Origin of the sequence: Paenarthrobacter ureafaciens (assembly GCF_004028095.1) — a bacterium.
Classification (GTDB): Bacteria; Actinomycetota; Actinomycetes; order Actinomycetales; family Micrococcaceae; genus Arthrobacter; species Arthrobacter ureafaciens.
On record NZ_SBHM01000007.1, the window covers coordinates 1,845,136 to 1,859,121 of the forward strand.

A 13,986-nucleotide genomic window follows, 5' to 3' on the forward strand; every position below is an offset into this window, starting at 1 on the left:
ATGCGCAAGTCACTTGCTGGAATGCACAAGGGGCCATCCCGGTGGTTTCGGATGGCCCCTTGGCAGTTTCTGAATTTCTAGCTATTGACGGTGATGCCCATCGGCTCGGTGAAAGCCTCAATGGCATGGCGTCCGCCCTTGCGTCCAAAGCCGCTGAGCTTTCGCCCGCCAAAGGGCATCTCGTCGATTCCGTTGCCGCCGCCTTGCCACCCGTTGATGTTCACGAGGCCGCTCACCAGGCGTTCAGCTATAGCCGACGCGCGCGCGAGATTCCGGGAGACCACGTAGTTCACCAGCCCGTAGTCGGAGTCGTTAGCCAGCGCGACAGCTTCGTCGTCCGTCTCGAACGTCATCAATCCGATGACGGGACCAAAGACTTCCTCGCGGATGACCTTCATGTCCGGGGTGCAATCGGTGATGAGGGTCGGCGCCGCGTAGAAGCCGGGTTCGATGTCCGGGCGCTTTCCCCCGGTTGCCACGGTGGCGCCTTCCTCGACTGCGGAGGCGATGAACCCTTCAACCCGGTCCCTGTGCTGGGCCGAGATGACCGGCCCCATAACGGCTTGGGGGTCGTCGCTGGGCCCGATCTTCAATGACTCGGCCACCTTCGTCAGACGGGCAACCAGCGCTTCTTTCAGGGAAGAGTGCACGATTGCGCGGCTCGGTGCGCCGCAAATCTGCCCGCTGTTGAAGGTCCACGTCAGGGACAGCACCTCCACGGCGCGGTCAAGGTCGGCATCGTCCAAAACCAGGCAGGCACCTTTGCCGCCCAGTTCCAGCAGGACCGGCTTGAGCGACTTCGCACAGGTCCGGGCGATTTCGACGCCGACTGCCGGACTTCCGGTGAAGCCCACCCCGTCAACACCCGGATTCCCAACCAGCTCCCGGCCGATTCCGGGGTCGCGACCGTTAATAACGTTGATCACGCCTGCAGGAATGCCCGCTTCCACGGCGATCCGTCCAAGTTCAAGCACACCCAGGGGGTCCTGCGGAGCGGGTTTGACCACCACGGTGTTCCCGGAGACCAGCGCCGGGCCTGCCATGCTCGAGAAATTGACGTAAGGCGCGTTGTACGCCGTGATGATGGCAACCACACCCACGGGTTTGAGCTTTGTGACGCCGAAGAGCGTCCGGTCCTTGATACCGGGCCGCGGACTGTACGTTTCTCCCAGCTCCTGCTGGCCGAGCTTTGCGGTGACGCGGAAGGCCTTCGCGGCCATGTCGACGTTCATGCCGGCAGTGCCTTTGACGGCCGCCCCCATTTCAGCGGCCAGGAGCGGCGCCAACGTCCCACGTTCTTCTTCGAGCCGCGAGGCCAGCGCTTCAAGCAACCTGACCCGCTCGGACTGGGGGAGCGCGGCCCAGCCCGGCTGGGCGGCGCGGGCAGCATCCACAGCCGACCGGACGTCGTCGGGCGTTGCTTCCGGCGCCAAGCCGACAACCTCCTCGGTGGAGGGATTGATGACCTCGTACGTGCCGCCGGAAGCGGGACGGTAGGTTCCGCCGATGAACAGCTCGAAAGTCCGGACATCGGCGAGGGTCTGGGTCACAGCTGGATCTCCTGGGCGTCGTCGTCGTGCAGCTTTGCACCGCTCCTGAATTCCTGCAGGCTGAAGATGCTGGTTGAGTCGATGTGCCCAAGACCGCGGGCCATGAGTTCAACGGCTGCCTGTTCTGCGAGGTTCACCATTGGCATCGGCACGTTGAGCTCGCGGGCCATTGCAGTGGCGAGGGCCAGGTCCTTGCGTCCCAGGGCAAGGGCAAATGTGGGCGGATCGTAGGCGTGCTTGAAAGCGATGTTCGGGAGCATGTGCTTGAGGAATGCGCCCTGGCCGTACGCGCCGTTCTGCAGGACTTTGAGGAGGGTCTGGTGGTCGATGCCGGCCTTGACGCCGGCGCTGATGACCTCGGAGAGCAGGATGAGGGTGGTGAGGCCGGTGGCGTTGTTGACCAGCTTGGCCACTGCGCCAGCGCCAGCCGGGCCGACGTGCATGAGCACCTTGGCCAGATGCTGCAGGACGGGCTGGGCGGCTTTGTAGTCCACCTCTTCACCGCCCACAAGAACCGTGAGTGAGCCCTCCCTGCAGTTTTGGAAGCCGCCGCTGACGGGCGCATCGAGGACTCCGACGCCCTTTTCGGCAAAAACCTTGCCGATCCGCTGGATCAGGGTGGGGGAGCTGGTGGAGACGTCAACATACGTGGATCCCTGCCGGATGCCCTCGATGATGCCGCCGGGTCCGAGGGCCACGGCCTCTACCTCGGGCGGTCCCGGCAGGGAGGTCAGGATGATGTCTGTCTGTGATGCAACCGCGGCCGGGGTGTCCGCCCATGTGACGCCGTATTCGAGGACGGGTGCTGCCGCTTCTTTGTTGACGTCGGTGACAATCAGTTCTTCACCTTGGTCCAAGAGGCGCAGTGCCATGTTGGAGCCCATTTTTCCCAGACCGATAAATCCAACTTTCATGGTGCGATTCCATTTCGTAGAGAGAGTTTGTGGAGGCTTTTTATTGGGGGTTTATCTCAGCCGCTGCGGCATGTGGGCGGCGGCGCTGGCGAACTTGGTGGCGTTTCCCGGTCGCGCTGAAGTGACGGATCGTCGGCCGGTTGAGGTGACGCGCATCACTGCCGGTGACTCTATCGCATAAGTTTGGTAAAGTCATGACTTGAGCTGGAAATATTCTCGCGCCCAGTAGTTCGCTGAAAACGCGTTGACGTGGGGTGACTGCTGCTCCGCGAAGGCGGGGGCCGGGGCGACCGTTCGTCGAATCCCAAAAATCAGCCTACTTAGGGTGCAAGGCGCTCAAGTTCACAGTCAAAAAACCTGTTGCTTCTACTGAAACAGTGCCCTAGTATCCACATAATGCTCGTACCGGGGTTCATCTACCCCGTATGCGGCCTTAGTCCGCTTCCCAAAACCCCCAAGTGCCGTTGCGAACAGCCGGCGAAAGGGAGCGGTTTCCCACATAAGCCCACAAGTCGTTCGCTCCATGAAGTTCCCACCGTGCTTTCCACAGAGAAGTGAAAGTCCAAAGCGAGAGAGTGTTCAATGAAGAATAAAATCCTGGCTACGGCGGTTGCCGCTACCTTCCTGCTTGCAGGCTGCGGCGCCCCCCAAGATCAAGGTGCCGCTGCCGCAGCTGCGGCCAACCAGAAGGTATCCAACCTGGACAGCCTCATCGAATCGGCCAAGAAGGAAGGGAGCCTGCTGATTTACACCTCCCTTACGGAGCCGGACATGAAGGCGATGACGGCAGGGTTTACCGAGAAATACGGCATCCAGGTCCAAGCGCTGCGCCTCGGCGGCAATGACGCCGCCACCCGGTTCGACACTGAGACAAGTGCCAACGCGCCCAGTGCCGACCTGCTGGTCCTCGCTGATCCGCTCTACGTTGGCGACCTCACCAGCAGTGGCAAGGCCGTCAAGATGGAGGATACCGGCCTCTACGATTTGCTGGACACCATCCCCAAGCACTTGAAGGCGCCTGAAATCGGCACTGCCGTGGTCCAGATCGTGAACGCGGGCATCGCCTACAACACCAATTCGGTCAAGCCTGAAGATGTTCCAAAGTCCTGGGAGGACCTTCTGGATCCGAAATGGAAAGGCAAACTGATCAACACCCCGGTTGATTCGTCCGTGAACAACCTCGTCATGTGGGGCCAGCTTTACGACAAGTACGGTGCTGACTACGTCAAGAAGATGGGTGCGCAAACCAGCCGTACCTACCCCAACTTGGTTCCCCTGCATGAAGCCCTGGCTGCCGGTGATGGCGAGATCGCGCTCCAGAGCGGGCAGTTCTACGTCGAAGGCCTGAAGAAGGCGGGCAAGCCCGTGGGCTTCGCCAACCTGTCGCCGTCCGTCTACCCGGTGAACGTCCTGGGCATCTCGGCCCGGGCTAAGAACCCCTACACCGCCCGTCTCTTCAGCTACTACCTTATGACCAAGGAAGGCGGGAAAACCATCACCAACCCCGCCACGGGCTCCTACTCCGCCTGGGATGAGGACAAGATTCCAGCCGACTTTAAGATCGTCACCAAGGAACAGAAAGACCGTTACAACGGAATGAAGAAGGAGATCATGGACGCCTACGGCAAGTAAAGCCGGGCCTCCAGCCTTCACTCACCACATGTGAACCACCAAACAAGGCGGTGGTCGCCGGACAACGGGACATTCTCGTTGCGAGGTGGCCACCGCCTTTGTGTTGTGCGGAAACCTCTGTTGTGCCGAAGTCCTCCGTTGTGCGGCGAGACGGTGAATGGCGTGAGCGCCCCAAGGCGACGTTCGACGGCGGGCTGCCGCCACCGCCGGCTTCAACGGACTGCAGGGGTCGGGCACGACGCCGGTGCTCACCACCGCTCTCGTGCGGGCTCCCGGTGATCACCACCGCTGCCGAACCGTACGGCAGGAGCCGCTCCGCCGCCGTCGAGCTTCACGTCCGCCAACCGTCGCCCAGGCCGGCCGCTTCGCCACAACAAGAAGCCCGGCCTCCCTGGTATTGCCGGGAAGCCAGGCTGTGAGTTGCCCCCTTGTAGGTGGCGGTATTAGTCGAAGCGTCCGCTCCTGCGCACTGCAAACAGGTACGTGACCGCCATGAGCAGGGTGGAGGTGAACATAGCCGCGCCCATGGCAAATGCCGTGGCTCCTGCCAGGGACACCAGCGGTGCAGTAGCGGCGCCCACGCCGAACTGGATGAGTCCCAGGAGTCCGGAGGCTGTGCCGGATCTCTGGCCTTGGTTCCGCAGTGCCATGGCATGGCAGTTGGGACTGATGAGCCCGCCGCTGGAGATGCACAGGAACAGCGGGACAGCCACAAGCAAAGCGGGTGCGCCCAACGCGATCGCCACGAACTGGGCGATTGCCCCCACCAACGCAATGGAAACTCCCCAACCCATGACCACCACGGGGCGTCGTCGGGTGGCGGCCCAGGCACTGACCCGGCTGAAGGACACGATTCCCACGGAGATCACGGCGAAGAGCAGCCCGTAAGACTGGGCATCAAAGCCGTAGTGGTCCTGGAACACGAATGCGCTCATGCCGATGAAAGTGAACATGCCTGCACCCATGAGGCATTGCACGGCGGCTGTACTGCAGAACACCGGATCGGTGAACACTGACCGGGCCTGCTGAAGCCAACGGACGAACCCGCCGCTGTGCCGCTGATCCACGGGTAGTGATTCCGGCACGCGCCAAATGGCAGCCAACAACAGACCGCTTACCAGTACCGCCAGCACCGCGAAGAGTCCCCGCCACGAGGTGACCAGGAGGAGTTGCCCGCCGAGGACGGGCGCCGCAATGGGAGCGACGCCGGCTGCAAGCATGAGGAGGGAAAATGCCCGGGCGGAGTTGGTTGGCCCGTAGGTGTCGCGGACTATGGCGCGGGCGATCACCATGCTGGAGCCGCCGGCCATGCCCTGGAGGAGCCTCAAGACGATGACGATCTCGATGGTGGGGGCGAGCGAGCACGCCAGGGACAATGCTACGTAGGCGGCCAAGCCGGTGATGAGCGGTGGTTTGCGTCCCAGCCGGTCGCTGAGCGTTCCCGCGATGACCTGCCCCAGGGCGAGTCCCACCATGCATGCGGACAGCGTCAGTTGTCCTGCGGAATCCGTCGCCGCCAGGTTGGCCGTCAGTGTGGGCAGTGCCGGCAGGTAGAGGTCCAGGGACAGTGGCCCGAAAGCGGTCAGAAGACCAAGCAGCAGCAGATTGACCGGTCGGGGAGCGGGTGGCGGGACCTCCTCTTCGGAAGGTTTCCGCGCGGGCTCTGTCTGATTTTCCATGCCCTGCTCCTCTATGCGATGCGGGCCTAATGCTCCGCAAACTCGTGGTGGGTCTCGGTGGAATGGCTAGGTCACTATGCGAGTAGTGGAACGTCAGAATGGGGATGCAGTGCGATATGCCGGAGTTTCCGCCACGCCCCAGCAAGAATCCGTTGTCTTCACAGCTCCGCCAAGTGGGAAGCGCTCCGACTACGCCTCTCATGGCCTCTAGTGCATCTGCCAGGTCCGGCACTTGGGGAGATCGCCGGAAAACCGGGCCACCGCCGTCGTTATCCCGTATTTACTGACCTGAATCGGTTTTTTGCTTAAGAGTTACCGTCCTCTTGCGACTAGTACATAATTTCATTAGTCTGTCTTGTAATGCAAGTCACAGGAGGTGCCTTGCCAACAGGAGGTGAGTCCCAATGGTTGTTTGTTTATCGCCAAACGGTGCCGCAATCTCGAAGTCCGGCGAGCCCGCCGACGAAATGCTCGTCGGCACCATCAGGGGAGTCGTCCACTTTGAGCGCGAATCCGCCGATCTTCCCTGGAAGGAGGTCAAGCGAAGCATTGAGGATGTGCACGTCAGCTCCGTCCTCTTTGAAGAAACAACCGGCTCGATCTTCGCCGGCGGCCATGGGCAAGGAGGCCTCTGGTACAGCGGCGACAAGGGCGAAACCTGGGAGCGGCGCCAGAACGGCATCGAAGAGAACCACATCTTCCACATCGCCGCGCAAAACCGCGACGGCGCCATCCGGCTTTTGGCGGGTGTGGAACCGGCGTCGTTGTACTTCAGTGACGACCTCGGGCTGAACTGGACCAAGCTGCCGGCACTGAACAAGGTTCCCGGCACCGAGAAGTGGACGTTCCCGCCGCCGCCTCATCTGGCTCACGCCAAGAACGTGGCCTGGCATCCCTCGGACCCGGACACCTTCTATGTCTGCGTGGAGCAGGGCGCGCTGCTGAAGACCACCGACGCCGGACAAAGCTTCAACGAGCTTGCTTCCTACGAGTCGCCCAATGACCTCTGGTACCACGACACCCACCGGATCGTCATTCGGGACCGCAACCCCAAGGAAATGTTCCTGGCCAGCGGTGAGGGCATCTACTTCAGCTCGGATGCAGGTGAAAACTGGGAGCACATCCAGACCCGCCAGGACCGTCTCGGCTACCCGGACGCGATGGCCATCGATCCGCACAACGAAGACACGATTTTCATCGCAGGAGCCGGCAACCCGCCGCGGACCTGGGTTGACCAGCAGGAGGGAACCTCCAACGCCGGTGTCATCCGCAGCGACGACGGCGGCAAAAACTGGTACGAGGTCTCCAACGGGCTGCCGCAGCCGCTCAAGGGCAACATCGAGGCCATGTCGCTCGCTTCGCATCCGGACGGCGTCGAGCTGTTCTGCGGAACCGCCACAGGCGAGGTCTATTACAGCGCGGACCGCGGCGGCAACTGGACCGAAGTGGCTACCAACCTTCCTCCGGTGTCAAAGGTCCACCACTACCGGTGGTTCCTGCCCAAGGAAGAACGGCTGCGCATCGAAGAACTGGCCCGCGCCGGTTTCTAGCCACTGCATTGGTCGTCGGACCGCGACCTTGCATCTTATGAAAGGCAAGTGAATGACAACTCAAGTACAAAGCGCGGAGGTGGTCCGGTCCCTGCCCCAGGTTCTGGCTTCCCGTGAGGCGGCCCTGGAGGCCGCCCGGGCGCTGAAGATCAGTATTGCCGAGCGAACGGCACTGACCGAAGAACTGCGGTCAGTCCCCGAGCAGAGCATTGCCGAAATCATGGACTCCGGATTGTTCGGGATGGTGACGCCGCGACGTTGGGGCGGATCCGAACTGGGCTTCGGCACCATGCTGGAGGTGCAGGCGGAGCTGGCATCCGCGTGCACGTCCACCGGGTGGGTTTACGGCGTGCTGGCAGGCCACACGTGGTTGGCTGCGCTGTTCCCGGAGCAAGCCCAGGAAGAGGTGTTTGAAGATCCGCGCTCGCTCATCGCGTCGTTGATTCGTCTGGGTGGCAACGCCCCGCAGCGCGTCGACGGGGGATTCCGCTGGCAAGGCGGGACGGGCCGGTTCTGCAGCGGCATCGACCATTCCAATTGGGTGTTGGTCGGGGGACAGGTCACCGAGGACGACGGTTCCGCGGAACCCTGGTACTTCCTGATCCCGGCCACCGACATCGAGATCATCGACGATTGGCATGCGGTGGGGCTCAAGGGGACCGGCAGCAAGTCACTGGTGGTGAAGGACGCCTTCATCCCGGCACACCGCGCCGTCCGCTTCAGCGACCTTGGCGCCGGCCGGGCGCCTGGTGCAGCGTTGCATCAGGCGGGGCATTACACGCTCCCGTATGACACGGTCTGGCCCTTGTCCTTGGCGGGTGCACCCATCGGTGCGGCCATGGGAGCGCTGAATGCTTTCGTGGAAGCGACCACCAACAGGGTGGCTGCATTGCCGCCGGTAGCCCAGGCCGGTAACGCTACGGCGTTTGCCCGCATAGCGGAGGCAGGGGCGAAGATCGACGCTGCCCGCGCCCTTCTCCTCCGTGATGCGGCAACCGCCGATGACGCCCTCCCCGGCACCACCTTCACCCGGCTGGAAAAGGCCACGAGGTCCAGGAACCTGGCCTTCGCGATCCAGCAGTGCCGGGACGCCGCCAACACGCTCTACCAGGCCAGCGGTGGCAGCGGAGTCTACCTGTCCGGCGAAATGCAGCGGTGGTGGCGTGATGTCAACGCAGCGTCGCAGCACGTCGCCTTTACCTGGGACCTCGCGGCAGTAGCCTATGGCCGCGCCGTTGCAGGTCTGGAAGCGTTGGGCGGTCCCGGCGCTGCAAAGCCGGGTCCGGGGGCTGCTGCGGCAGGCAAATAGGACGACGGCGGTCCCTCCTCGCCGTTTGCGAAAGAGCCGACCGGTGCTGTTGCGCCGGTCGGCTCTTTTGTGCGTGTTCGACGGCGGCTACTGCAGCGCGTTGCGGCTGCTGATCACCTTCAAGGTGCGCTCTGCCCAGGCGATCTTTGCTTCCGTGACGGCGATGATGTTGTCGATGGCAAGCTGACGCCCGAAAACCTCGTCGGGAGCCCAGCCGTCTGCTGAACCGTATTCCTCCCGCAGTACGCGCAGCGAGGTCTTCTGGTGCTCGAGCGATGCCTGCCACTGGTCCCGCGCCTGGATGATGAACTCTTCGAACGTCCCGGGAGGGAACAGGTCCGCCGTCCAGACGCGCAGGCTCAGTTCGTCCTTGACCTTGGTGAGGTCCAAATCAGAGGTCAGCCATTCGCGGAGGGACTCGCGTCCTTCCTCGGTGATGGTGTAAAGCCTGCGCTGGGGGCCGGAACGCCCTTGGGCCACTTTGCCGCTGACGAATCCGGCCGCCTCCAGCGACTTAAGCTCCCGATAGATCTGCGTGTCATAGGCGTGCCACCCGTGGCCGACTGAGGAAAAGAACCTCTTCTTGAGGTCGTATCCGCTTGCAGCATTGCGGGTCAGCAGCTGCAGAATGGCGTGCCCCAGCACACTGGGCCGCCGGGATTCAGCGGGAATCGACATTGACATACCTTCTCAATTCGCTTTGAGGGACCAGGGTATCTACCCCAGCATTCCACAAGTGGATTAGTTTGTCCCTCAATAGTCCAAACTCAGTTGCCGCCAGTATGGTGGTGTTCCGCTTTGAGGGTCAAGGTCCCCGATTATTCGCGGAATTTGCGGTTGGCGCCGAACCGTCCGCTTGGCCATAAATGTCAACTGTCAAGAAATCTCTTGTAAGAGTTGCACTTGTGCGTTAGTGTCAGACGTGTTTCACATCACATTGCAAACAAAGGCGTGAGCATGAGCGATAGTCAAGACAACATGGTGGACTTTGACCCCATGTCCCCGGAGTTCATTCAGGACCCGCACAGCGTCCTCCACAAACTGCGTGACGAAGCCCCGATTGCGCGCTCTGACCGCTGGGGCGGCTTCTGGGCCGTGACCAAGCGTTCCGACGTCGTAGCGCTGGCAAAGAACCACAAGCAGTTCCTCAACTCGGTTACCCACATTGTCCCGGGTGGCATGGCCGGCAAGACCAGGCCCCTAATGCACGCAGACCAGCCCGAGCACACGGACTTCCGCGAAGCGATGCTCCCGGTCTTCAACGGTCCGCTCGGTGACCGGCTGGCCCCCGAGGTCCGCGCACATGCCGAGGAACTGGTGGCCGGCATGGTCGCCCGCGGCACGGCAGATCTTGAGCGTGACTACGCCGGTCCCCTGATGGCTTACACGCTGACCCGTTTCTACGGCATGGAGGGCGTGGACCCCAAGGACCTGGACCGCTGGCTGCACCAGTACATGGAAGGCGGGCAGAAGCGCGAGCAGGGCACGGTTTCAGAAGCACATGTTGCCCTCATGAAGGTGGCAACCGACCTCGTCGAGGACCGCAAAGCCAATCCGCGTGACCCTGAGACGGACCTTGTTACTGCACTTCTCCAAGCACGTCCGCATGGCCGTCCGCTTGATGAGGAAAAACTTCTCGGCGCTGTCCGCCAGCCCTTCGTCATTGTTTGGCTGGCTACCTCCCACAGCCTGGGCAACATGCTCACGCGCCTGGTGGAGGACGTCGCCCTCCAGGACACGCTGCGCCGGAATCCCGAGCTGATTCCGGAAGCGCTGGAGGAATTCCTGCGCTTGGACATGCCGCAGCTGGGCTTTGCCCGCACCTCGGCCGGCGACTTCGAATACAAGGGCAAGCTGTTCAAGGACAAGGAACCGATTGCACTCGTATTCCCCGCCGCCAACCGGGATCCTGAAGTTTTCGAAAACCCGGATGAATTCCGGATCGGACGGACTCCCAACCCGCACCTGACCTTCGGCGCCGGCCTCCATGCCTGCCCCGGTAAGACCATCGCCCGCGCAGTGGTGCTTGCAGCCCTTGAGTCAGTCATCAAGGGAACCGGCAACTTTACATTGACGGCCGAGATCGAGCGGGAGCACTGGCCGTTCCGTGCCTCCCGGCATATTCACGTCGACATCGCAGCTCCCGAGCTGACGGAGGCCACACCGGACAATTTGGTTTCGGTGAACTGACGTACATGCCTCGTCCCCGGACCACGGGCCCCAAGGCAATCCATTCTGCAAAGCGGTAGAAATTTTGAAAGGCGGATGTCAGCTGTGACTTCCACGATTACTGTCCGTGAGGACAAGGCGCCGCCACCAGGTGGGTCCCAGACCCCCGGTGGCCCGACGCCGGGTTCCCGGCGTCGCAAGGCGTCCCGCAAGCCGGGGGGCAAGAAGTTCTCTCCCTTTAACATCATCTCCCTGGTGATCGCCGTCGGCTTCATTGCCCTGACGGTGGTGCCATTGGGCTCTGTCTTGATGCGGCTTTTCGTCGTTAACGGACAGATCACGCTGGCCCCGCTTGAGGAGACGCTCGGACAGGACATCCTGGGCCTGGTGGGCAGCACCGTGATCGTCGTCCTGGCCAGCACGGTGTTCGCAGTCCTGATTGGCGGCACGCTCGCCTGGCTGAATGAGCGCACCGATGCGCGCATGGGCCTTTTCTCTGACTTGCTGCCCATGATTCCGTTCCTCCTGCCCCCGGTGGCCGGTTCAGTGGGCTGGATCCTGCTGCTCGCACCCACCGGCGGTTACATCAACGGCGCCTGGGTCAAGATGATGGAATTCTTCGGTGTTCCGGACGCCTCGCCCTTCATGGACATCTACAGCTGGGGTGGCCTGATCCTGGTCTTCACCGTGTACGGCGTCGCCTTCACCTACATGATGATCGCCCCCGCGCTCCGTGTGCTGGACGCCAACCTCGAGGAGCAGAGCCGCGTGACCGGTGCCAGCACCCTCCGCACGCTCTTCAAGGTCACGCTCCCCGCTGTCCTCCCGGCTGTGGCGGCAGGCGCATTGCTTTGGGTTTGGGTTGCGTTCGCCACTGTGGACATCCCGTCCATGATCGGAACCGGCGCGGACATCTCCCTGCTCTCCCAGCGCATCGTCAACCTGCTGGTGTTCTCCTACCCGCCCAAGCAGGGCGTGGCCGTGGGACTCTCCCTCATCATTTCCGTCGTGGTCCTGGGTGCCTGGCTGCTCCAGTCCAAGATCCTTCGCTCGAACAAGTTCGCCACCGTGGGCGGCAAGGGAACGCGTTCGACGCCGATGCGCCTGGGCAAGTGGCGCGGCGTTGCCCGCGGCGGGATGGTCGCTTACGTCCTGCTCACCACTGTGTTGCCGTGCCTGGCGCTGCTCACCGTGGCGCTGACCGGCTCGTGGCGCCAGAACATCGATTGGGGATCGTTCGGTTTCCAGCATTTCGAGAAGATCTTCACGGACTCCTACGCCATGAAGGGCCTGACGAACAGCTTTACCCTGGGCCTCGTGGCCGCCACGATCGTTGTGGTGGTTGCCGCCATCGTTTCCCTCTTTGTCGCCCGCTCGGGCCGGGTCTTCGGCCGCGTGATCGACGTCGGAATCAAGCTGCCGGCAACCCTGGGCGCCCTGGTGATCGTAGTGGGCATGGTGCTGCTCTTCACGGGCCCGCCGTTCTACCTGAGCGGCACCACCTTCCTGCTGCTGATGGCATACTGCGCACTCTGCCTTCCGAACGCATCCATCTCGGCTGACGCAGCAGTTGCCGGCGTCGGCGGGGAACTGACCGAATCCTCGCGCATCTCCGGAGCTTCGGAGAGCAAGACGTTCTTCCGCGTCATCCTCCCGCTGATGATTCCTGCCTTGGTGGGCGCGTGGGCGCTGGTGTTCGTCAGGGTCCTGTCCGACCTGACTGCGTCTTCGCTCCTCGCCGGAGCAAACAACCCCGTGATCGGCTTCCAAATGCTGGAGCTGAGCCGCTACGGCTCATACACGGACCTTTCGGTCCTTGCGTCGATCCTCGCCGTCGTGTCCACAGTCACCGTTCTGGCGGCAGTCTGGTTTGGCCGCTGGTCCTCCCGCTGGACCCAGGCCCCCAAGGCATCACGTCGTCGCCGTCCTGCAAACCTGCGCTAGAAGAACCTGGAGATCATCATGACAACCCCCCAGATGGCGGTTATGAACACCAAGGCCCACGAGGCCGCGGCACCTGCCCCTGAAGTGACCGTGTCGCACGAGAGCCGCGAAGTCCTCACCATCAGCAACGTCTCGAAGTTCTTCGTACGTGCCAACGGAGCGGCGGTCCCCGCCGTCGACGGCGTCAGCCTCTCCGTGCGCGCTGGTGAGTTCCTCGTGCTGCTGGGCCCCAGCGGCTGCGGCAAGACCACCTTGCTCCGTTGCATCGCCGGCCTTGAGCAGCCGGACTCAGGCCGCATCGATATCGATGGCAAAACGGTCTACAGCTCCGTGGACCGCATTGAGCTCTCCGCGCAACAGCGCACCCTGAGCATGGTTTTCCAGTCCTATGCGCTGTGGCCCAACATGTCCGTGTTCGACAACATCGCCTACCCGCTGCGCAACCGCAAGATCCGGAAGGCCCAGATCGAGGAAGACGTCCACCGCATTGCCAAGCTGGTGGGCATCGATGAAATCATCGGACAGTTCCCCAACCACATCAGTGGCGGTCAGCAGCAGCGCGTGGCCCTCGCCCGTGCCTTGGTCAGCGGCGACGCGCTGGTGCTCTTCGATGAGCCGTTGTCCAACGTTGACGCCAAGGTCCGCAAAGATCTGCGCATCGAACTTGCTGCCCTGCAGAACCGCTTCGGTTTCGCTGCTGTGTACGTCACCCACGACCAGGAAGACGCCATGGAACTGGGTACCAAGATCGCGGTCCTGGAGAAGGGGAAGGTTGCCCAGGTGGCATCACCCCGCGAGGTGTACCAGAACCCGGCTTCCCGCTACGTGGCGACGTTCATCGGCTCCACCAACGAACTTGAGGGGACCGTCGTCGCTGTTGACGCTACGGGCCTGGAGATCGAAACGCCGCTCGGCGTGATCCGCAGCGAGCGCCTGCACGGCGAGTTCGCCAAGGGCGATGAGGTAGTGGCCATCTTCCGGCCCGAGCACGGTCACCTGTCCCCGGAACGTCCCGGCACGGTCAACGCCTTGAAGGCCACCTTCCGGATGGAGCTGTTCTCCGGCAGTCACGCTGAACAGGTAGTGACCCACAATCACAAGGTCTACCGCGTTTGGCACGGCAAGGAGCAGGAGCATGGCACGGAGGCCTGGATCAGCGTCGCGCCTGAAAAGGTTCACGTCTTCGAGCGCTAGGGCTTGGCAGGCAGATGCGGGGGCGGTCCGGTGCGGGCCGCCCCC

Annotated in this window: 10 protein-coding genes and 1 pseudogene; 6 read left to right on the plus strand and 5 right to left on the minus strand. The window is 62.7% G+C overall.

The window, feature by feature from the left end:
- Nucleotides 1-77 precede the first annotated feature (77 nt).
- The 3 genes and pseudogenes from AUR_RS12970 to AUR_RS20740 form a co-directional block, all read right to left on the minus strand.
- On the minus strand, nt 78-1,550 hold the full coding sequence (locus AUR_RS12970) for an aldehyde dehydrogenase family protein (RefSeq protein WP_062094963.1): 1,473 nt from the start codon (nt 1,548-1,550) through the stop codon (nt 78-80).
- On the minus strand, nt 1,547-1,993 hold the full coding sequence (locus AUR_RS20735; protein ID WP_263884862.1) for an NAD-binding protein: 447 nt from the start codon (nt 1,991-1,993) through the stop codon (nt 1,547-1,549). The genes AUR_RS12970 and AUR_RS20735 overlap by 4 nt, the downstream gene beginning before the upstream one ends.
- Nucleotides 1,994-2,479, minus strand: a pseudogene (locus tag AUR_RS20740) (NAD(P)-dependent oxidoreductase); the annotation flags it as partial.
- A 567-nt stretch (nt 2,480-3,046) separates the two neighbouring features.
- On the opposite strand from AUR_RS20740, the gene AUR_RS12980 reads away from it, so the two are divergent.
- Nucleotides 3,047-4,096: an extracellular solute-binding protein gene (locus tag AUR_RS12980; protein ID WP_062094967.1), complete on the plus strand. Its 1,050-nt coding sequence runs from the start codon at nt 3,047-3,049 to the stop codon at nt 4,094-4,096.
- Between the two features lie 443 nt (nt 4,097-4,539).
- On the opposite strand, the gene AUR_RS12985 is transcribed toward AUR_RS12980, so the two are convergent.
- Nucleotides 4,540-5,775 (minus strand): multidrug effflux MFS transporter, encoded by a 1,236-nt coding sequence (locus AUR_RS12985; protein ID WP_062094969.1) that lies wholly within the window; start codon nt 5,773-5,775, stop codon nt 4,540-4,542.
- Between the two features lie 404 nt (nt 5,776-6,179).
- Here AUR_RS12985 and AUR_RS12990 point away from each other — a divergent pair, with 404 nt between their 5' ends.
- Entirely contained in the window at nt 6,180-7,325 is a 1,146-nt protein-coding gene (locus AUR_RS12990; protein ID WP_062094971.1) for a WD40/YVTN/BNR-like repeat-containing protein, read from the plus strand.
- 52 nt (nt 7,326-7,377) lie between these two features.
- The gene (locus AUR_RS12995; protein ID WP_062159993.1) at nt 7,378-8,634 is read left to right on the plus strand and encodes an acyl-CoA dehydrogenase family protein; all 1,257 of its coding nucleotides are present in this window, start codon (nt 7,378-7,380) and stop codon (nt 8,632-8,634) included.
- 87 nt (nt 8,635-8,721) lie between these two features.
- Here AUR_RS12995 and AUR_RS13000 read toward each other — a convergent pair whose 3' ends face one another.
- Nucleotides 8,722-9,312 (minus strand): PadR family transcriptional regulator, encoded by a 591-nt coding sequence (locus AUR_RS13000; protein WP_062094975.1) that lies wholly within the window; start codon nt 9,310-9,312, stop codon nt 8,722-8,724.
- A gap of 279 nt (nt 9,313-9,591) precedes the next feature.
- On the opposite strand from AUR_RS13000, the gene AUR_RS13005 reads away from it, so the two are divergent.
- The 3 genes from AUR_RS13005 to AUR_RS13015 all read left to right on the plus strand — a co-directional run bounded on the left by AUR_RS13005 (nt 9,592) and on the right by AUR_RS13015 (nt 13,941).
- Complete coding sequence (locus tag AUR_RS13005; protein WP_082694488.1) at nt 9,592-10,824, plus strand: cytochrome P450; 1,233 nt, start codon at nt 9,592-9,594, stop codon at nt 10,822-10,824.
- Between the two features lie 84 nt (nt 10,825-10,908).
- Nucleotides 10,909-12,747, plus strand: a complete 1,839-nt coding sequence (locus AUR_RS13010; protein WP_164888682.1) for an ABC transporter permease — start codon at nt 10,909-10,911, stop codon at nt 12,745-12,747.
- Nucleotides 12,748-12,765: 18 nt separating this feature from the next.
- Entirely contained in the window at nt 12,766-13,941 is a 1,176-nt protein-coding gene (locus AUR_RS13015) for an ABC transporter ATP-binding protein (protein ID WP_128397172.1), read from the plus strand.
- Nucleotides 13,942-13,986 lie beyond the last annotated feature (45 nt).

What these genes read in the sequence shown, in the direction of transcription:
- AUR_RS12985 (WP_062094969.1), bottom strand. Translation starts at nt 5,775, where the DNA reads ATGGAAAATCAGACAGAGCCCGCGCGGAAACCTTCCGAAGAGGAGGTC.
- AUR_RS13015 (WP_128397172.1), top strand. Translation starts at nt 12,766, where the DNA reads ATGACAACCCCCCAGATGGCGGTTATGAACACCAAGGCCCACGAGGCC.
- AUR_RS20735 (WP_263884862.1), bottom strand. Translation starts at nt 1,993, where the DNA reads ATGCACGTCGGCCCGGCTGGCGCTGGCGCAGTGGCCAAGCTGGTCAAC.
- AUR_RS12995 (WP_062159993.1), top strand. Translation starts at nt 7,378, where the DNA reads ATGACAACTCAAGTACAAAGCGCGGAGGTGGTCCGGTCCCTGCCCCAG.
- AUR_RS12980 (WP_062094967.1), top strand. Translation starts at nt 3,047, where the DNA reads ATGAAGAATAAAATCCTGGCTACGGCGGTTGCCGCTACCTTCCTGCTT.
- AUR_RS13000 (WP_062094975.1), bottom strand. Translation starts at nt 9,312, where the DNA reads ATGTCGATTCCCGCTGAATCCCGGCGGCCCAGTGTGCTGGGGCACGCC.
- AUR_RS12990 (WP_062094971.1), top strand. Translation starts at nt 6,180, where the DNA reads ATGGTTGTTTGTTTATCGCCAAACGGTGCCGCAATCTCGAAGTCCGGC.
- AUR_RS13005 (WP_082694488.1), top strand. Translation starts at nt 9,592, where the DNA reads ATGAGCGATAGTCAAGACAACATGGTGGACTTTGACCCCATGTCCCCG.